This is a genomic window from Bacillus sp. FSL R5-0820 (assembly GCF_038593385.1).
In the GTDB taxonomy this organism is placed as follows: domain Bacteria; phylum Bacillota; class Bacilli; order Bacillales; family Bacillaceae; genus Bacillus; species Bacillus altitudinis.
On record NZ_CP151991.1, the window covers coordinates 807,182 to 825,751 of the forward strand.

Sequence of the window (18,570 nt, forward strand, 5' to 3'; positions counted from 1 at the left end):
GTGTGGAGGTAAAAGAATGTTAAAAGAAGACCCTGAATATATTTTTCGTCATGATGCACGACCAGAAGCTGTTCATGATTTAGCCGACGTAGATGAAAATGCCACTGAGTTAGTAATCACAGGAAAAACAAAAAATATTGAAAGGTTGAACTCTTTCTCTAACCTGACGAAATTGTGGATTTACAAAGTGGGCCAAAAGAATTCAATACGATCTTGAGCTTAGTTAACCCTAAAATGCTCTATATGCGTGAACTGAGAGTAGAAGATTTATCAATCATCAGTTCTCTTCAAGATGTTGAGGTATTGGCACTTGAATGGAATACAAAGGCACAAAGTTTATGGGATCTATCAAAAAACACTTTTTTAAAATCTTTATCCTTAACAGATTTTTCAAAGTTGAATGACATAGCTCCTTTGCAAAAAAACACTGGTTTAGAATGGTTGCAATTGTCAGGTGGGATTTGGAATTCATTAAATTTAAATACTCTACAACCTTTAAGATACCTTAAGAATTTAAAATATCTGTGCTTATCAAATATAAAAGTGAAGGACGAGTCTTTAGAGCCAATATCGGCATTAGAGGGACTCAAGGAACTTGACATTTCAAACCAATTCCCGACAGAAGAATATGCTAGATTATCCGTCACCCTTCCAAATACGAAGTGTGATCGTTTTGCACCATACATCTTTTTATCAAGTCCTATTGTAGATAAAGATGTGATGGTGATTGGAAAGCGGAAACCGAAATTAAATTCAAAAGTCGATGTGAAAAAGTTACAAAAATACGAAGAACAATTTAAAGCGTACCAAGAAAAGTATATAAATTAACTTAAAAAGCAATGGAATAGATTTTCCATTGCTTTTTCTATTACGCAAACAACTTCAGCCCAACGACGCCAATCACAATCAGCAGCAAGCTGAGGATACGAATCATGTTTTTCGGTTCTTTAAATAGAATCATATTAAACAAGACAGAGCCCGCTGTTCCAAGTCCAATCCAGACCGTATAGGCAACGGAGACTTGAACGGAAGAGAACGAGGCGTACAAAAACAAAAAGGATAAGGCAAATCCGCCGACAAATATAATACCTGTCGTGAGTTGTTTTTTCTTACTAAACATATTGAGACCAATGGTTCCGCCAATTTCACAGGCAGAGGCCAACAGTACAAAAAACCAGCCCATTTATACCGCTTCTCCTTTCTGCTCATGTGCATCTCCATCAGACACTTTCAGTCCAATAATTCCGAGAATTAAAATGCCCATAAATAAAAGCTTTTCTAATGAAAACGAACCGCCGAACAGCGCATAATCCATCAAAGATGTACCAATCGTTCCAACTCCTGCAAACACGGCGTACACAGTCCCTGTCGGCAGCTTCTCGCAGGCTTTCATTAAAAAATAAAAATCAACCGGAATCAGGCAGATGATGATCGCCCACTCCCACACAGCATCAGCTCTATTTAAACCAAACACCCAAAGTAATTCAAATAAACATGTGAGTGCAACATACATCCAGCTTTTTTTCATCGTATTTCCTCCTAAACCTTAAAACTGACGATTCGTCATTTTGAAGCCAAAAAAGAGCGTACAGCAAGTGCTGTACTAAGTTAAGGTGTCTCTATGCCGAGTGCGTAAAGAAGGAATTGCTTGACCTCTCGTTTTTGAATCAGAACCTCTTCTGTATCTGTTTCTGTAAATAAGTACATTTGCTCAGCTGATGATTCAAGTAAACCGATAATGAATTTCGCAGCATATTGACAGTTCAAGTTCGCACGTACTCTTTTGTCCTGTTTTGCCTTTTCTAAAAAAGAAGCGACCCATTTGTAAATCGGTTCATAAATATCTTCCCATTCCTTTAAATGCTCGGTGGCGGCTAAGCCTGAGTAGGTCAGGGCAAGGACATCACGGTATTGCCTTGTGAAAGAGAAAATAAACTCAACTAGCGCATCTGCTTGATCAAGTACATCCGCATGCTGAGTGAGTTCCTTTTCAATGGCAGGGACCATCTGTGCGATCAGATGTTCAGCGATGGCAGGCATGACAGACAGCTTTGAAGGAAAATATAAATAAAAAGTCCCTTGCGCAACACCTGCTGTTTTCACAATATCCGATATGGTCGTCTTTTCAATTCCCTTTTCTTTAAAGGCATCAATCGCAGCAAGCATAATTTTTTCTCGTTTTGACACAGGATCACCGACCTTAAAATGACTGAATGTCAGTCAGTATACCGAGAAAATGACGATTTGTCAATATCGCATGGATTGTGAGAATAAGTGATGAATAGATACAGGAAAGCTTGAATAACCTGTAATATGGTCAAGCATGACGTGAGAAAGGGGCAGCTATTTGTATGACATCCAGTGCTATGTTTTCAATGGCTTATTTCCTTCTGCTCGTCCCGTTCTATCTATATATGAGATATAGACTGGCAAAAAAGCAGCAACGTTTTATCTATTTACGAACAGAAATGGTCCTTGCTTTTTTATTTGTATATACGAATGTTCTCTTTTATTTAACGGTCTTTCCGAATCGCTTTTCGGCACCAAAAGATCAAGTGAGCGTCAATCTGATTCCCTTCCACTCCATTCAACAAAACCTACACGCCTTTCAGCATGGCTATCCAAACCTTGTCTTTTTAAATTTGGCAGGGAACATTCTCTTATTTGTGCCGCTTGGTTTTTTTCTATATCAAGCCTTTCGGACATGTCGCTTTCAAAAGGCGGTGCTGGCTGGGTTGATCTTGTCAGCGATCATCGAAATCCTTCAATGGATATTCTCACAATCTGGTATGATTACAAGAAGCAGTGATATAGATGATATGATCTTAAATACACTTGGAACGGCACTAGGCTGTATCGTCTATGTAACGTACCGGCGAAGAAAGGAGAATAAGAGATGAAGCGAATATGTATCATCCCGTGCGGCGCCAAGAAAATATGGGACGTGAATTCAGAGGCAGGAAGCCAGCCAGCGGGTCTCGTCTACTTGAGTCCGCTGCATCAGCGAACAAAAATCTATGCTCAAACATTCTTTTCAGACTGGATGATTTTATCCGCAAAGCACGGATTCCTAAAGGCGGGGGACATGATTCATGAAAATTATGATGTGGCATTTGGCAAACCGCATAAAGAACAGGTGACACGAGAAGAACTGAGTCATCAATTTGATGAAAAAAATCTCGCCGCATATGATGAGTTAGTCATACTAGGCGGAAAGAAATATCGGAAAGTGATCGATCCTTTATTACAGCCTCACCAAAAGGCGAATTATCCGCTCGCTCCCTATCAAGGCATTGGCTATATGCTTCAGGCATTAAAGAGAGCGACTGAGACAAAAATAGAACTTCCGCCGCATATTTCATACACTCATATCTCCTCGTAAGCAGGGTTTTCAGCACAAAAAAGAGAATCATTGAATAAGCGATGTGAATGGTTTCATATCTTTTCAGTAGCCACTAGCGTCTGCATCGCTCTTGAAGAGGTGGCTCAATGAAAAAGGAGGCGTATGAACATGACAACCATCTATTTAGCTGGTGATTCAACCGTTTCATCTTACCCAGATCGTCCTGTTCAAGGAGGGTGGGGAGAGTTTTTACACCGTTATACAGCGCATGATGTCAAAGTCGAGAATCGGGCGATCGGTGGAAGAAGTTCAAAGACATTCATTGAAGAAGGACGCCTTGATCAGATATTGTCCGTCATTCAGCCGGGAGACTGGCTTTTCACACAAATGGGACACAATGATGCTTCCAAGGAGAAGCCAGAGCGTCATACAGAGCCTTTTACAACGTATAAAAGTTACTTGTCACAATATATTCATGGAGCAAGGGCAAAAGGGGCAACACCGCTTTTGTTAACCCCTGTCGGACGTTTTCATGAGAAAGACGGAGAATATATCAACGATTTTCCTGATTACTGTGCCGCGATGAAAGAACTAGCCGATGAAGAAGAAGTTCTTCTCGTTGATTTAAATACAGTTAGTCTCCAGTTTTATCAAATTTCCGGCATAGAGAAAACGACGTCTTTCTTCATGTTGTCGACAGGCATTGAGGATCGCACACATTTTACGAAAGAAGGGGCAGATGCGATTGCAAGGCTTGTCTCTCTTGAACTAAAGGACCTCGGTTTAACGATTGTGTAACGAAGACAAAGGGCTAAAATGAACTTTATTTTAGCCCTTTGTCTTCGTTTCAGCGTGATAGAAAACCTTTGCAATCTAGGAAGGACGAGTACTGGAGCGGAGCGAATTTGACATTCGTGAGCACCGGAACGCAGGATTGACAAAGGATGCGAGGGTTTGTCTACACGCTGACAGGACGAGTAAATGCTCGTCCTGTTCTTTTTTTATAGAAAGCTATTGATTCCCTTCGCTACAGTAGACTACAATAGATACATATGATAATGAGAATCAATATCAACGATAAATAGATCATTCAATGAAAAACGGAGGGACTCAAATGACAGATCAGCTTGAATTGTTTGACGTCACCATTATTGGTGGCGGTCCAGCAGGAATGTACACCGCCTTTTATAGTGGGATGCGGGATTTAAAGACGAAGGTACTGGAGTATAACGAAAGTCTTGGCGGAAAAATCCTTCTATATCCTGAAAAAGTCATTTGGGATGTGGGCGGTTTGCCGCCAACAAGAGGTGAACAGCTGATTCAGCAGCTAGAAACACAGGCGAAAACATTTGAACCAGAGATTGCGTTGAATCAAAAAATCACGCAATTCGAGCGGGATGAGAATGGTCATATCCTGCTGACGGCTGAAAATGGCGATCGTCATTTGACAAAGACCCTCATCTTAGCCATGGGTCACGGAATTCCAGTTCAGCGAAAACTTGAAATCGAGCATGCAGACCGTTATGAGGTAACAAACCTTTATTACACCGTGCAGGAGCTAAAGACGTTTGCAGGGAAGCGAGTAGTCATCTCTGGAGGCGGAGATTCAGCTGTTGATTGGGCAAATGCCCTCGTTCCAATTGCTGAAAGTGTGACCGTTGTGCATCGTCGTGATATGTTTGGCGGACATGAAAAAAACGTCGCCAACATGAAAGCATCCAGTGCTCGCATTCTCACACCGCATGAACTCACAGAGCTTCATGGTCAAGGTGACAAAATTGAAGCCGTCACCATACAGCACTTAGAAACAGGCGACATCGAACGAATCGAAACCGATGCTGTCATCGTGAACCATGGCATGAAAGGTGATTTAAGTGTTCTATCAGAATGGGGACTCAAGCAAGGTGAGTGGGGACTCATCGAGGTCAATGAAAAGATGGAAACCAATTTACCTGGCGTCTATGCAGTTGGCGACTTATGCACTCATAAAAGTAAAGTGCGTTTAATTGCCGGTACGTTTGTTGATGGAGTTAATGCACTCAATAGCGCAAAGCTATACATCGAACCAGAAGCAGAAAAAGTAGCGTACGTGTCTTCACATAATGAACGCTTTAAAGAGAAAAACAAAGAATTACAAACGGCTGGAGCGCGATAATCACCATTCAGTCAGACATTGAAGTGCTAAAATGGTTTATTTTAGCACTTTTTTATATGGAAGGAGAAAGAGAAAATGACCGCCTATACTCATACAATTCTTCGCATGAAAGAAAGCAGTAAACGATCTCTTTCTGTGAAACAAACGGACTCATGGCAAACATCTTCACTTATGTTCTTGACAACGGACGGTGCGGTGAGACTTGACATGGAAGGAATTCGATATGAGCTAAACGCCAAAGACAGTGTATTGATCCGCTCAGGTATAGATGTCATGATTCAATCTTTGTCCAGCGAGCAAGTAGTGATCTATACGGTCACATTTGACCAATTCACTCTGGCCCATGATGCACAAAATGAATTGGTCTATAAGGTGAATCACGATCATCTCCCTGATAACGGGGAAGTGGTGAAAGGCTCTGCCGTCCTTTTTTCTTACATCAAACAAATACAGACGAGCCAAATCGTACAAGAACAGGCGAAATGGCTGGAAGAAATCATGTTCATTTTCCGCAAACAATCCAAGCCATACAACGAAAAAGTGCATTATTCGATTAACATGATCTTGCAGTATATGGCTGCGCATTATGATCAAAAACTAACAAGAAAAGACTTAGCTCATAAGATGGGGTTTCATGAGAGTTACTTTTCTACCTTTTTCAAACAAAGTATGGGGATGAGTGTGACAGAATACATTACACAAATTCGAATAGACGAAGCCAAAAAACGTCTTCTGCAAACAGACGATCAAATTCAAATCATAGCACGGCAAGTCGGGTATGCAGACAGTTTATATTTCAGCAGGAAGTTCCGTCAAAAAACAGGAAGAACGCCCAGTCAGTTTCGAATGAACCGAAGACCAGAGCGGATTGCGGCTTTTCAATTTGTCGGGTCATTGGTCGCAATTGGCATTGAGCCTGTTTGTATTGACGAAGAAACCGATCTCCATTCAGATATACTCAAAGAACATTTGGCCAGTTCGCTCGTCATAAATGAACATACGCCTGATGACGTCTTTAAATCACTTCAATTAGATGTCATCATCGTCCCTAACTATTATTATTCAAAACCTGCATTGATCAAGCGGTTGGAGCAAATCGCACCAGTTCTTGTTCTGCCATACGCCGGTCATCATGCTGTACAAGAGGTACTGTCTATTGGACGCCTTTTAGGAAGAGAAAATGAGGCAAACGATTGGGTGAAGCGATTTGAACAGCTTAGTCAACAGGCAAGAAACAACCTGTCTTCCTTTAGAGAAAAAGGCGAGACCGTTGCGATCTATGAAATGAGAGGACATGACAAAGTGTATATGTGGTCCTATGAGGCAAGAGGCGCCTTCTATCTTTACGAAACGCTTGGCTTAAAACCTCCAAAAGCCATTTTAGAAGAAGTTCTTCTTCCTAATCAACATACAGTCATTCCTTTAGAGAGACTTGGAGAATACGAGGCGGATCATATGTTTTTTATTGTCTCTGACCAATATGGGTGGTATAAGCAAATGGACAAGCGAATGGAAGAAAGTGATGTTCTTCGTCAATTATCGGCTGTGAAAAATGGTACCTTTTATCCAGTAAAACTGGAGGAGTTTCGATTTGATGAAGGAGAGCGTGCACTTCTTTTGATGGACCGGTTTGTCTCTCAATTGACACAGCCAGCCTATCCAACAATTGTCCATATGTAAGTTGCGAGAATCCTCCATAGACCACGACAGATGAGGTTGATAGAATACATGAGACTAGTAATTGATAACTATTCTCATTTGTAGTGGCGAAAATGAAGGAGGAATATGGAGATGAAAAAGACGTATTGGATATGTGCTGTCATTCTTCTAATGATATTGACGGCTTGTGGCAATAAAGAACAGGCCAAAACAGCAGAATCAAAGCAAGAAACGAAAACGGTTGAAACAGTGAAAGGAAAGATAGAGATTCCAGCTGAACCTAAACGAATTCTCGTAGATGGATATTTAGGGAGTGTGATTGCACTTGACGTTCAGCCTGTTGGATCGACAACGCAGGATTTAAAGAACGTACACTTAAAGGGCAAGATAAAAGGAATAGAGGACATCAGTGACGAGCGTTCAGCTGAAAAAGCACTTAGCTTAAAGCCTGATCTGATTATCACAGCGGTACAGGATGAAAAAGTCTATGATGTGTACAAAAAAATAGCCCCTACCATCGTGTATCCTTACGGTTCTTTCAAAGATGCACATGAAGAATTAACGACGCTGGCAAAAATTTTAAATAAAGAAGAGGAAGGAAAAGCATTTCTCACCGCCTTCGATCAACGAATTGAGGCTGCTAGGAAAAAAGTGAAGTCTGCTTTAAAAGAGAATGAAACGGTCTCGATCATGGGCGCTTTTAAAAATGATGTCTATGTATATGGTAACGGAATTTACCGAGGCGGGCAGGCATTATATGAGCAATTACAGGTAAACCCGCCAAAACAGGTCAGAGATACAATTTTAAAAAGTAAAACAGGGTATGAAGTCATTTCTTATGAAACCCTTCCTGAATATGCAGGAGACTACATTTTCATTGATGAAAGCAACGGCGGAACATTTGATAAAAACAATTCTATTTGGAAGAGTCTAGAATCTGTCAAAAAAGAGCAGACCTATCAAATGGATACAGAGTTCTTCTGGCCTTACGATCCGATTGCAGTAGCCAATCAAGCGGAAGAGTTTGCTGACATATTGACAGAAATGTCTGATCGGTAGGAGGTCTGTCAATTGTTAAAGCGTTTCTTCTCATACTACAAACCATATATGGGGCTGTTTATATTAGATTTTTCCTGTGCAGTACTGGCAGCCTTACTCGAATTATCCTTTCCCCTTGCCATCAGTAAAGTGATGGACGATTTGCTGCCAAATGGTGATTGGGATGCCATTTGGTTTTGGGGCATTCTGCTCCTCAGTTTATACGTGATCAGCTCTACGATGCATTATGTCGTCACCTATTTTGGGCACAAATTAGGCATTAATATTGAAACGGATATGAGGAATCAGCTATTTTCTCATGTACAAAGAATGTCCTTTCGCTTCTTTGACAAAAAGAAAACGGGAAAACTCGTGTCCCGTATGACAAATGATTTAATGGATATTGGAGAAATTGCGCATCATGGCCCGGAGGATTTATTTATCGCTATCATGACACTTACGGGTGCCTTTGGCTTGATGCTGTCGATTAATTGGCAGCTGGCAGTTCTCACATTTATTGTCGTTCCATTCTTGATCGGATTATCCGTCTACTTTACGAAAAAAATGTCTGCTGCTTTTGATAAAATGTTCTCGAGTATTGGTCAATTCCATTCACGTGTGGAAAACAACATTAGTGGCATACGTGTTGTGAAAGCATTCGGAAATGAATCACATGAAATGGACCGATTTATTGAACATAACGAGCAATTTAGAAAGACAAAGCTAACCACATATCAAATGATGGCTGTGCATACCGCTGTTAGTCATTTTCTTATTAAGAGTGTGACAGTGTTTGGCCTTGTATGCGGCGCATGGTTTGTGCTGCAAAAAAATATGACGTATGGGGAATTTGTGTCATTTGTACTATTAACAGGCATCTTCTTAGGCCCCATTCAACAAATCAATGCAGTCATTGAAATGTATCCAAAAGGTGCAGCGGGCTTTAAACGATTTGCATCACTCATCGATCAATCACCTGATGAAAAGGACGCGGATGATGCCATTGAAGTTGATCAGTTAAAAGGGGATATCGTTTTTGAGCACGTGTCTTTTCAATATGAATCAGACAAACCGGTTCTTCATGACATCAATCTTGAGGTGAAACAAGGAGAGACCATTGCGGTCGTAGGTCCCTCTGGTGCTGGAAAATCGACGCTTTGCAGTTTACTGCCACGCTTTTACGAATGGCAGGAGGGAACCATTACAATTGATGGCATAGAGACAAGAAAGATGACACTGCCTTCGCTGCGTAGACAAATTGGTGTCGTCCAGCAAGATATTTATTTATTCCATGGGACCATCCGAGAAAACATTTTATACGGAAAACTCGATGCATCTGATGAAGAAGTGTGGCAGGCAGTGGAGAAAGCCCAACTGAAGGATCTTGTAAATAGCTTGCCAAATGGGCTTGATACGATCATCGGTGAACGCGGAATGATGTTATCTGGCGGACAAAAACAGCGTATCTCCATTGCACGTATCTTTCTTAAAAATCCGCCAATTTTTATTTTAGATGAAGCCACATCTTCTCTGGATACGGAGACAGAATCCTTTATTCAGGGCTCACTTGAAGAACTATCTGAAGGACGAACCACGTTTATTATTGCGCATCGCCTAGCGACCATCCAGCATGCTGACCGGATTGTGGTTTTGACAAAAGAGGGCATCAAGGAGCAAGGCAGGCATGAAGACCTGCTGGAAATGGACGGGATGTACCGGCGTTTGTATGAAACACAGTTTAGAATGTAAAAGAGGAAAAGCCGGCATATTGCCGGCTTTTTAGCGTGTGATCATCATCCGACCATTAACTGCGGGGGGCAAATAACATCACACTGACACCAGCTAAACAGATCAAAGCACCCACCCAGTCGTACAGATCAGGGGTTTTGCGATCGACCCACCAGCCCCAAAACACAGCGAGAACGACAAAAACACCGCCATAGGCCGCATAAACCCGCCCAAAGGTCGGGAACTGCTGGAATGTAGGAATGACGCCGTAAGCGACCAAGATGAGGCTACCTGCGATTCCGTAGCTGACGGGTTTTGCTTCACGCAGCCACAGCCAGACAAGATAACCGCCGCCTATTTCAGCCAGACCAGCTAATAAAAAAAGAACAATCGTTACAATCATTTTCGGACACTCCAGTTCTCCTGTTTCGTTCTATTATGACATGATGAAAGGATGCGTTCTACCTGATGTAAATTGAGAGCCTGACGAGAGTTTGCTAAAATCAACTGAACAGTGAATGAAACACATGCATTCTTGACTTTCCTTGAGGTGGGTGATCCAAATGGTCAATCCATCCGTTTAGTAAGTACATTCTCATGAGGAACACATTTCCTTTTTCAGCGCTCTTTTTTTCTCCTTGAAAAAAGAGTAAAGTACAAAGGAGGCTTATCTCAGCAATTTGAGTGATGAGCCATACGTGAAGATTTCATGATGAATGCATAATGCTCTTTCTCATGAAAAAGGAAGGAGATGACCATGGACACACTGAAGGATTTTGAGCTGTATCACAAGATCAAACATGATCGACACAAGCCCTCGCTTGAAATATTGTATGATCGCTATGAACGTGTGTTATATTCGTTTATTTATAAAATGACTGGAAACCGTGAGCTAGCGGAGGAAGTGCTTCAAGAAGTCTTTATCAAGCTCTGGCGCGGCATAGGAGAATACAATACAGATAAAGGGAAATTTTCCTCATGGTTATTTATGATGTCACGAAACACGGCAATTGATCTATTAAGGAAACACCGAAATGAAACAGCTCTTGAAGATGAGCATATTGAATACTTGGCAGATCATCAAGAAGATGTGTCAAAAGAAGTAGAATGGAACGAAGAAAAACAAATCATACGTGAAGCAGTATCAACATTGTCGAAAGAACAGCAAACCATCATCGAAGATGTCTATTTTAAAGGAATGACACAAAAGAGCATTGCGGAAAAACTTGGCATTCCTATTGGAACGGTGAAGGGAAGAGTTCGATTGTCATTGAAGCATTTACGAACGAAACTGTCTCGCGGAGGAAAGGAGGAAGAGGCATGACTCAGTGTAAACATCAAGTCATTGATTACTTTAACGGGCATTTACAAGGAGAAGAAAAGGCGCAGTTTGAAGAGCACATCAAACATTGCTCGGATTGCAAAGAAGAGCTTGAAGAACTGACATCGCTCATGTCTGATATTCCGTTTCTAGCAGAGGACGAAACGCCTCCCGCAGGGATGAAAGACCGCATTTTATCCAGGGTATTTGAAGAAGAGATACGAGAGACAACAATCGCTGCAACATCGAACCCGCCTCAAGATCTCAAAATAGTTCGTGATGCAAATGAGATGAAACCGCCAATGAAGAAAAAAAATCAATGGCTTTTGCCTCTCGTTGCCGCACTGCTTCTCATTTCTGCAGCTGGGAACGTGTATTTCTTAACAAATGGAACAGATCAAGCAGAAGAATCTATCAAAGTTGTTGCGACAAAATCACTGGCATCTGCCGAATCAGCAAAAACAACGGGTGCTTTTTCAGTGATTGAGCATCACGGCAAAAAAGAGCTTGTCGTGAGTGCCGACGGATTAAAAGATCAGCTTGATTCATCAGCTGTTTATCAAGTATGGCTCATTAAAGGAGATCAGCCTGTTCCGGCCGGTGCCTTTAAAACAGATAGCAAAGGGGAGGGCACCGTCACCTATGCGTTATCTGAAAAAGAAGCAAACGAATCATGGGATACTGTGGCTGTAACCCTTGAACCAAAAAAGGATAACAAGCTTCCGCAAGGTCCTGTCGTACTGAGTGCTGCATTTTAAGCTTGATTCATGAAGGATGCCTTTTTCAGGGCATCCTTTTTTGATAGGCAGAAGGAACCTTATGACAAATGAGACGTACTACATATAGAGGTGAGACACATGCAGCGATACATAGAAAAACAACTATTTCTCTTATCAGCTAGACACGTATTTACCGCATTTTATTTTTTGGTGATCCCATTCATTATAAAAGACCTTTTTGAATCAACTCCTTTATTTATGGTCATGATCGCTCTTTTTATCATTCATCATCTAGTGACAAGTATCGTATGGTTTTATAAATCGAGAAACATTCGAAAGCGCCAATCAGGTGACCTAACCAAACGGGGACATCTCGTTGTCCAGATCGTGCAGAGGCTCGAACAGCTCATGATGCTCGGTTTTGTGATGTTATTGATCAGTGGATGGATGCAGGGAGACATTGTAACGCTATCATTCACAATTTTTCTGTTCATCGTCGTTTTCTTGCAGCACATTCAGTTTTATTATGTTCAGTACTTTTTTAAATCGAGCGGCTGGTTCACCTATGTCCTCTCTTTACAAAAGGCTCGTCCTTCTTACATCGTGAGGGAACGAAGGGCTTTGAAGAAATCCTAAATGTGCAATCGCTTGCTGACTGATCCATCAGCATCAGAAATGTATGATAAAATGTGGAAAAGAAGCATGGAGAAAGGGAGTGCGAGCGAGTGAAAGCAGTTGGATTATTTGAGTATTTGCCAATTGAGCATGAACAAAGCTTGATCGATCAGGAGGTGTCAAAGCCCAAAGCAGCTGGCAGGGATATTTTGGTGAAAGTAGAGGCCGTGTCGGTGAATCCAGTGGATACAAAAGTGAGGTCACCGAAGAATCAGAAAGAAGAAGAACTGAAAATTCTTGGCTACGATGCAAGCGGTACGGTGGTGGAAGTGGGCGAAGCGTGTACGTTGTTTCAGCCTGGTGACCACGTCTATTACGCAGGAGATATCACGCGACAAGGCTCAAATAGTGAATACCAGCTTGTGGATGAGAGAATTGTGGCGAAAAAGCCTGCAAATCTCTCTTTTGCCGAAGCAGCTGCCATGCCTCTTACAACAATTACGGCATATGAAGCGCTATTCGACCGAATGCATATGAAGCGGAATGCAGAAGGCTCGACCCTGCTGATCATCGGTGGTGCAGGCGGAGTAGGCTCCATTGCCATTCAACTCGCCAAATTAGCGAAAGCAACTGTGATCGCCACTGCTTCAAGACCTGAAACAAATGAATGGTGTCTCTCATTAGGGGCTGATCATATCATTGACCATCACGAGCCGCTCTTAGCGCAGCTTCAGGAAAAAGGGATTGGCGAAGTGGATTACATTTTATGCTTAAATGATACAGATGGCCATTTCAAAGGGATGGCAGAAGCGATTAAACCTCAAGGGACGATCTGTACCATTGTTGAAAATCAACACCATTTAGACATTCAATTACTCAAAAATAAAAGTGCTGCATTTGTATGGGAATTCATGTTCACACGGCCGATGTACAAAACCTCGGATATGCTGAAGCAGCACGAGCTTTTAAAAGAAGCGAGTACATTATTTGAAGAGAAGAAGTTAAAACATACATTAACAAAGGTGCTCAGCCCCATCAATGCAGTTAATTTGAAGCAGGCACATCAAACACTTGAGCAAGGGAAGATGATAGGTAAATTTGTTCTAGAAGGATTTTAAGGAGGGGCAGTAGATGACATCATTACAATATCCGATTGGCTTATATGAACCGGTGGACCAACAAACGAAAAAGCAGCTGGAGGCATGGATTGATGAGCTGGCACTCATTCCTCAAAAGTATGAAGAGGCAGTTGTCCCATTGACAGATGATCAGCTGGATACCCCATATCGGCCAGGAGGATGGACCGTTCGTCAGCTCATTCACCATGTAGCGGACAGCCATCTGAACGCCTACTTGCGATTTAAACTTGCGCTGACAGAAGAAACACCGCACATACGTCCATATGATCAGGAGGCATTTGCTTCACTTCCTGACAGTAAGGCGTCTATCAGCCTATCGCTGCCGTTAATCAGCAGTCTACATCGCCGGTGGGTCACATTACTTCGCGAGATGACAGAGGAAGATTTCAACGCTGCATATTACCATCCAGCCGATCAACAAACGGTGTCCTTATATGATGCAACAGGAATGTACGTCTGGCATTCACAGCATCATCTTGCCCATATCACGGAATTAATCAAAAGAAATCAGTGGAAGTAAAGGAGTCAACACATGTCTAGTAGAAGAATTGTCGGCGCTATGTTTATCTGCACGGCGGCATTGTTTTATATAGCAAAATTCGTTTTGTTTGAGATTCGTTATGGTGGAAATGTAGGCGGAGAAAGAACGATCGAGGAACTGGAAGATATACTCCCAGGCGGTACGTGGATCAGCATCATTTTTCTCATTATCGGTTTAGGTTATCTCCTATGGGATGACCGGGAAGTCATTCGTCAATATCTTTTCACCCCAGATAAACAAGAAAAAGAAGAAATAAAAAAGACGGACCTCAAGTGACCGTCTTTTTTCCTTTTTTAGCCACGTTCGGGACGAAGTGCTTTTTCTAAAATAGCTAGACCTTCATTGACTTTTTCTTTTTCTTCATCATTGAGCCGTTGCAGGGAATTTTTAATTTTTTCATGCCCTTTTTGATAAATACTTCTGAAAATATTTTTCGCTTCCTCTGTCAATTCTACGACAATGATTCGACGGTCACGCTCAGAATGCTTTCGTTCCACAAAGTTCGATTGTTCTAACCGATCAAGCAGCCCTGTCATATTGGACAAAGAAGCCCCCATTTTTTCAGCAATTTCGGACACCTTAAGAGAGCCATGGTTATTGAGCAGCATGAGCACTTTCATTTGAGGCATACTCATATCAAGCTTCATCCATTCAGAAACATCTCCAAGTCCTGCAGCAGTGAGCACTTTCATATACAGCACCCATGTCTTTTTTTCCTCAGGAGATAGGATTTCCTCTTTTAGTACGGTGGTGTCATGAATATTATATTCCACGCTTGTTCACTTCCTTTAAGCGGCTCTTTTCTTTATATTACTGATTTTTACTTCTAATTGAAAGTATCATGAAGCTTTTGAATGTTAAACTGCATGAATTAAGTGGTATTTGTTGTATAATAATGGTCAGTTGAAATTAATGAAGCAACTTAGAAAGTTGGGAAAAACATGTGGAACAAAAAAACGGGTATGACGATCTTAAAAATGCTCTTTCCGATCGTGATCATCCTTGTCTTAATTTTTGTCGCCAAGCAGGAGCTGAGCGGCCTTTCCATTAAAAAGACGTTTTATATTATTGACAGCTTGAATCGAATGGACTTGTTTATTCTTGTCTTTCTTGGACTTGTCGCTGTTTTATCCATGTCCTTATATGATTTTATTTTAAGAAAAAGCCTTGATATGCCCATCAGCGGCTGGAAAACGATCCGAATTTCTTGGATCGCCAACTCCTTTAACAGTGTACTTGGATTCGGTGGTTTATCAGGAGCAGGGCTTAGAACGCTTCTATACAAGGAATACATAACCGATACGAAAAAACTGCTGAAAGGCATAGCCCTTTTAACATCCTCTGTTCTGCTAGGCTTATCTATTTTCAGTGATTTGATTTTAGTTAGGGTCCTGCCAGTTGAAAGTATTATTAGTCAGGAGCCGTGGTTATGGGCATTTGTCATTATTTTTGCTTGTATTGTGCCCATTTACATCATCATGGCGTCCATTCGAAAAAGCTCGATTGAGAGCGGTGAAAACGGACTGAAGCACCCGATCTATGCTTATATTGGTGCATCGTTTTTAGAGTGGCTGGCAGCTGGTCTTGTCATGTACATGGCTGTTGTCTCTATGGGGATGAACGTTGATGTCCGTATTGTATTAGGCGTCTTTGCGATTGCGTCAATCGGCGGTTTAATCAGTATGGTTCCGGGCGGATTTGGTTCGTTTGATCTGATCTTTTTACTCAGTATGCAATACATTGGGTTTGATAAAGAGATGGTGCTGACAGCGCTTGTCTTGTACCGCTTCGTTTACTCCATTTTCCCGTTTATTCTTGGACTTTGTCTAGCGGCATACGATTTAACTGGAACAACACTCAGGCGTCTTGAAGCCAATCCGAGAATGGCGCCTGCTATTGAAACAACAAACGTCTTAATTGTGTTGCACCGAGCGCTGCTCATCCGTTTATTGTACGGATCTTTGTCCATTTTAACGTTTGGAAGCGGTTTGCTCATTATGGCTTCCGTTGTGCTTCCTGTTGATCGTTTAGGTGTGATTACAACCATTCCACGCTTTTTGTTATCAGGATTTAATGGTCTTTCTTTAATGTTCGGGATCATTTTAATGATTTTGTCCATTGAAGTGTATAAAAGAACGAAACGGTCTTATCTATTGACAATGATTGCCCTAGCAGGCGGCTTTGTGTTTACTTTACTAAAAGGGTTTAACCTGAGTTTGATCTTTATATTGCCGGTCATCATGGTGGTATTTTTCTCGCTTCGAAATCAATTTGTGAAGCAGCAGGCCCCTTATTCTTTGAATCAGTTTGTGGCGGCCGCCGCCGGATATTTACTCGTGTTGTTTAACTATAATGTCATTGGGAACTTCATTTGGATGAAAATTGGCCATTTTCTAAGCAAGGACTATTTGGTTCATAATGAACGGCATATCACGATGACCAGTATGATTGCTTTAATTGGCGTACCTCTTTTCTTTTTCATTAGCAAATTGATTTTTAACAAAAAAGCAGTTCCAATCGGTGAAGAAGCCGATGAAGAAAAGTTAAAAACATTTCTCGAAGAAAAGGGAGGAAATGCTCTTAGTCATCTAGGTTTTTTGGGAGACAAAAAACTGTTTTTCTCAAGTGATGGAGAGGCGATGCTTCAGTTTGGCCGGATTGGCCGTTGCGTTATTGTGCTTGGAGATCCTTCTGGCCGTAAAGCCTCTTATCCGCTTGTACTAGAAGAATTTTTGGAGCAGACAGAAAAAGCAGGCTATCGTGTCGCTTTTTATCAAGTAGAACGTGAAGGAATGGCGCTTTATCATGACCTAGGTTTTCACTTCTTTAAGCTTGGGGAAGAAGCCATGGTCAATTTAGAAACGTTCTCTTTGTCAGGAAAGAAAAAATCAAACTTACGGGCTGTCGCAAATAAATTTGAACGAGAAGGCTATACGTTTGAAATGCTGGAGCCGCCCTTTTCAGAGGAATTGATCTCAACCTTAAAACAAATCTCTGACAGCTGGCTGGGCAAGAAAAAAGAAAAAGGATTTTCATTAGGCTATTTCCATGAAGACTACCTTCAAAAAGCACCGATTGCGATTTTAAAGGATGAACAAGGGCAGATCATATCTTTTGTGTCCTTAATGCCGATGTACCAAAAAGGAGAGATATCCATCGACCTCATGCGTCATATGCATGATGCACCGAACGGGATGATGGATGCACTCTTTATCCACCTTTTTCAATGGGCGAAAGAAAAAGGCTACACATCCTTTAACATGGGAATGGCGCCATTATCGAATGTTGGCACGTTCCACCAGTCCTTTCTGACAGAACGTTTGGCGAGTGTCATCTTCAATAACGTCAGATATATGTATAGTTTTAGCGGCTTACGGTCGTTTAAACAGAAATATAAACCAGAATGGCGCGGAAAATATTTAGCGTATAAAAAGAATACATCACTGCCTGTCACAATGGTGCTCGTCACTAAGCTGATAGGATTGGACCCAAATCGAAAACGGCGTCCATAAGTCCAAAGAACCTTTACCTTTCACTAGGTGAAGGTTTTTTTAGACAAAAGAATAGCAAAAGTGGTAAAGTTGAAGGGTAAGGGGGATGTTCACATGACACTAAATGAATGGTTTACAAAGGGATTAGCTGAACGTACATATGTACACAACATGGAGAAAAACCGTGAAAACTTACTCACGGTGTACAACCAGTACGCAATTCATCAAAAGGAAAAAGAGCTGCTTCAAAAACTTCAAAAGAAAAAGCTCAGAGCGCTTGTGATCACGGCAGATTGGTGCGGCGATGCGATGGTTAATGTACCTATTTTCATGCGTATTGCAAATGAAGCACTGATTGATGCGCGCTATTTCATTCGGGACGAGCACCTAGACCTGATGGATCAGTATTTAACGAACGGGACCGCAAGATCAATTCCGATTATCGTCATCATTGATCAGGACGGGAAAGAAGTGGGGAAATGGGGACCTCGCTCAGCAGAAGCTCAGCGCTTTGTCGACGAGAAAAAGCCGGATAAAGATGCACCCGATTTTGAGGAAGCATTTAAAGTGTTTGCGAAAGAAGCCGCACATCACTATACGACAGATCGTTACTTATGGAAAGATATTGAGAAAGAAATAGTAGAAGTTTTGGCAAAAATATAAACCAAAAGACTACTTCGCCGCAATGGGAAGTAGTCTTTTTTTATCTTGTTTTTGCGTTTCACCTACAAAACACCGCATAAAGATGTAGAAAAACCGCAGAATTCTATCAAATACCGCAGAAAACCGCAAAGCATCACGATTTTCCCAACCACTTTTAG

At 41.6% G+C, this 18,570-nt stretch carries 20 protein-coding genes and 1 pseudogene; 16 read left to right on the top strand and 5 right to left on the bottom strand.

Going from position 1 to position 18,570, the window contains the following annotated elements; translation table 11 throughout:
* Nucleotides 1-16 precede the first annotated feature (16 nt).
* A pseudogene (locus tag NST15_RS04005) lies at nucleotides 17-828 on the top strand (leucine-rich repeat domain-containing protein).
* 40 nt (nucleotides 829-868) lie between these two features.
* Here NST15_RS04005 and NST15_RS04010 read toward each other — a convergent pair.
* The 3 genes from NST15_RS04010 to NST15_RS04020 form a co-directional block, all read right to left on the bottom strand.
* A complete protein-coding gene (locus NST15_RS04010; protein WP_017358818.1) occupies nucleotides 869-1,183 on the bottom strand; it encodes a multidrug efflux SMR transporter in 315 nt (104 codons plus the stop codon).
* Entirely contained in the window at nucleotides 1,184-1,528 is a 345-nt protein-coding gene (locus tag NST15_RS04015; RefSeq protein ID WP_003217798.1) for an SMR family transporter, read from the bottom strand.
* A gap of 80 nt (nucleotides 1,529-1,608) precedes the next feature.
* Nucleotides 1,609-2,187 (bottom strand): TetR family transcriptional regulator, encoded by a 579-nt coding sequence (locus tag NST15_RS04020; RefSeq protein ID WP_008341700.1) that lies wholly within the window; start codon nucleotides 2,185-2,187, stop codon nucleotides 1,609-1,611.
* A 164-nt stretch (nucleotides 2,188-2,351) separates the two neighbouring features.
* Here NST15_RS04020 and NST15_RS04025 point away from each other — a divergent pair, with 164 nt between their 5' ends.
* The 7 genes from NST15_RS04025 (at nucleotide 2,352) to NST15_RS04055 (ending at nucleotide 9,944) form a co-directional block, all read left to right on the top strand.
* Entirely contained in the window at nucleotides 2,352-2,900 is a 549-nt protein-coding gene (locus NST15_RS04025; RefSeq protein ID WP_065460038.1) for a VanZ family protein, read from the top strand.
* Nucleotides 2,897-3,382, top strand: coding sequence for a DUF6884 domain-containing protein (locus tag NST15_RS04030; protein WP_008341697.1), 486 nt, complete (start codon nucleotides 2,897-2,899; stop codon nucleotides 3,380-3,382). The genes NST15_RS04025 and NST15_RS04030 overlap by 4 nt, the downstream gene beginning before the upstream one ends.
* A gap of 129 nt (nucleotides 3,383-3,511) precedes the next feature.
* Nucleotides 3,512-4,141 (top strand): rhamnogalacturonan acetylesterase, encoded by a 630-nt coding sequence (locus NST15_RS04035; RefSeq protein ID WP_008341695.1) that lies wholly within the window; start codon nucleotides 3,512-3,514, stop codon nucleotides 4,139-4,141.
* Between the two features lie 316 nt (nucleotides 4,142-4,457).
* On the top strand, nucleotides 4,458-5,498 hold the full coding sequence (locus tag NST15_RS04040; RefSeq protein WP_024720272.1) for an NAD(P)/FAD-dependent oxidoreductase: 1,041 nt from the start codon (nucleotides 4,458-4,460) through the stop codon (nucleotides 5,496-5,498).
* Between the two features lie 75 nt (nucleotides 5,499-5,573).
* Nucleotides 5,574-7,178, top strand: a complete 1,605-nt coding sequence (locus NST15_RS04045; RefSeq protein WP_342498883.1) for an AraC family transcriptional regulator — start codon at nucleotides 5,574-5,576, stop codon at nucleotides 7,176-7,178.
* 111 nt (nucleotides 7,179-7,289) lie between these two features.
* Nucleotides 7,290-8,216, top strand: coding sequence for an ABC transporter substrate-binding protein (locus NST15_RS04050; protein WP_175387078.1), 927 nt, complete (start codon nucleotides 7,290-7,292; stop codon nucleotides 8,214-8,216).
* A gap of 12 nt (nucleotides 8,217-8,228) precedes the next feature.
* Entirely contained in the window at nucleotides 8,229-9,944 is a 1,716-nt protein-coding gene (locus tag NST15_RS04055) for an ABC transporter ATP-binding protein (RefSeq protein ID WP_125590536.1), read from the top strand.
* Between the two features lie 55 nt (nucleotides 9,945-9,999).
* Here the strand turns inward: NST15_RS04055 and NST15_RS04060 are convergent, their stop codons facing one another.
* On the bottom strand, nucleotides 10,000-10,326 hold the full coding sequence (locus tag NST15_RS04060) for a YnfA family protein (RefSeq protein ID WP_008341684.1): 327 nt from the start codon (nucleotides 10,324-10,326) through the stop codon (nucleotides 10,000-10,002).
* A 354-nt stretch (nucleotides 10,327-10,680) separates the two neighbouring features.
* Between NST15_RS04060 and NST15_RS04065 the strand changes: the two genes are divergently transcribed.
* From NST15_RS04065 to NST15_RS04090, 6 genes are all read left to right on the top strand, one after another.
* A complete protein-coding gene (locus NST15_RS04065) occupies nucleotides 10,681-11,247 on the top strand; it encodes a sigma-70 family RNA polymerase sigma factor (protein ID WP_008341682.1) in 567 nt (188 codons plus the stop codon).
* Nucleotides 11,244-12,002: an anti-sigma factor gene (locus NST15_RS04070; RefSeq protein ID WP_008341680.1), complete on the top strand. Its 759-nt coding sequence runs from the start codon at nucleotides 11,244-11,246 to the stop codon at nucleotides 12,000-12,002. The genes NST15_RS04065 and NST15_RS04070 overlap by 4 nt, the downstream gene beginning before the upstream one ends.
* 99 nt (nucleotides 12,003-12,101) lie before the next feature.
* Nucleotides 12,102-12,599, top strand: coding sequence for a hypothetical protein (locus tag NST15_RS04075; RefSeq protein WP_342498884.1), 498 nt, complete (start codon nucleotides 12,102-12,104; stop codon nucleotides 12,597-12,599).
* A gap of 89 nt (nucleotides 12,600-12,688) precedes the next feature.
* On the top strand, nucleotides 12,689-13,696 hold the full coding sequence (locus NST15_RS04080) for a zinc-binding alcohol dehydrogenase family protein (RefSeq protein WP_342498885.1): 1,008 nt from the start codon (nucleotides 12,689-12,691) through the stop codon (nucleotides 13,694-13,696).
* Nucleotides 13,697-13,709: 13 nt separating this feature from the next.
* Nucleotides 13,710-14,237 (top strand): YfiT family bacillithiol transferase, encoded by a 528-nt coding sequence (locus NST15_RS04085; protein ID WP_342498886.1) that lies wholly within the window; start codon nucleotides 13,710-13,712, stop codon nucleotides 14,235-14,237.
* Between the two features lie 12 nt (nucleotides 14,238-14,249).
* Nucleotides 14,250-14,534, top strand: a complete 285-nt coding sequence (locus NST15_RS04090) for a hypothetical protein (protein ID WP_008341673.1) — start codon at nucleotides 14,250-14,252, stop codon at nucleotides 14,532-14,534.
* Between the two features lie 17 nt (nucleotides 14,535-14,551).
* Here the strand turns inward: NST15_RS04090 and NST15_RS04095 are convergent, their stop codons facing one another.
* Nucleotides 14,552-15,031 (bottom strand): MarR family transcriptional regulator, encoded by a 480-nt coding sequence (locus tag NST15_RS04095; RefSeq protein WP_008341672.1) that lies wholly within the window; start codon nucleotides 15,029-15,031, stop codon nucleotides 14,552-14,554.
* Between the two features lie 168 nt (nucleotides 15,032-15,199).
* On the opposite strand from NST15_RS04095, the gene mprF reads away from it, so the two are divergent.
* Nucleotides 15,200-17,770 carry a bifunctional lysylphosphatidylglycerol flippase/synthetase MprF gene (gene mprF, locus NST15_RS04100; protein WP_342498887.1) on the top strand — a complete coding sequence of 857 codons (2,571 nt, stop codon included), beginning with the start codon at nucleotides 15,200-15,202 and terminating at the stop codon, nucleotides 17,768-17,770.
* 93 nt (nucleotides 17,771-17,863) lie between these two features.
* The gene (locus NST15_RS04105; RefSeq protein ID WP_008341670.1) at nucleotides 17,864-18,412 is read left to right on the top strand and encodes a thioredoxin family protein; all 549 of its coding nucleotides are present in this window, start codon (nucleotides 17,864-17,866) and stop codon (nucleotides 18,410-18,412) included.
* Nucleotides 18,413-18,570 lie beyond the last annotated feature (158 nt).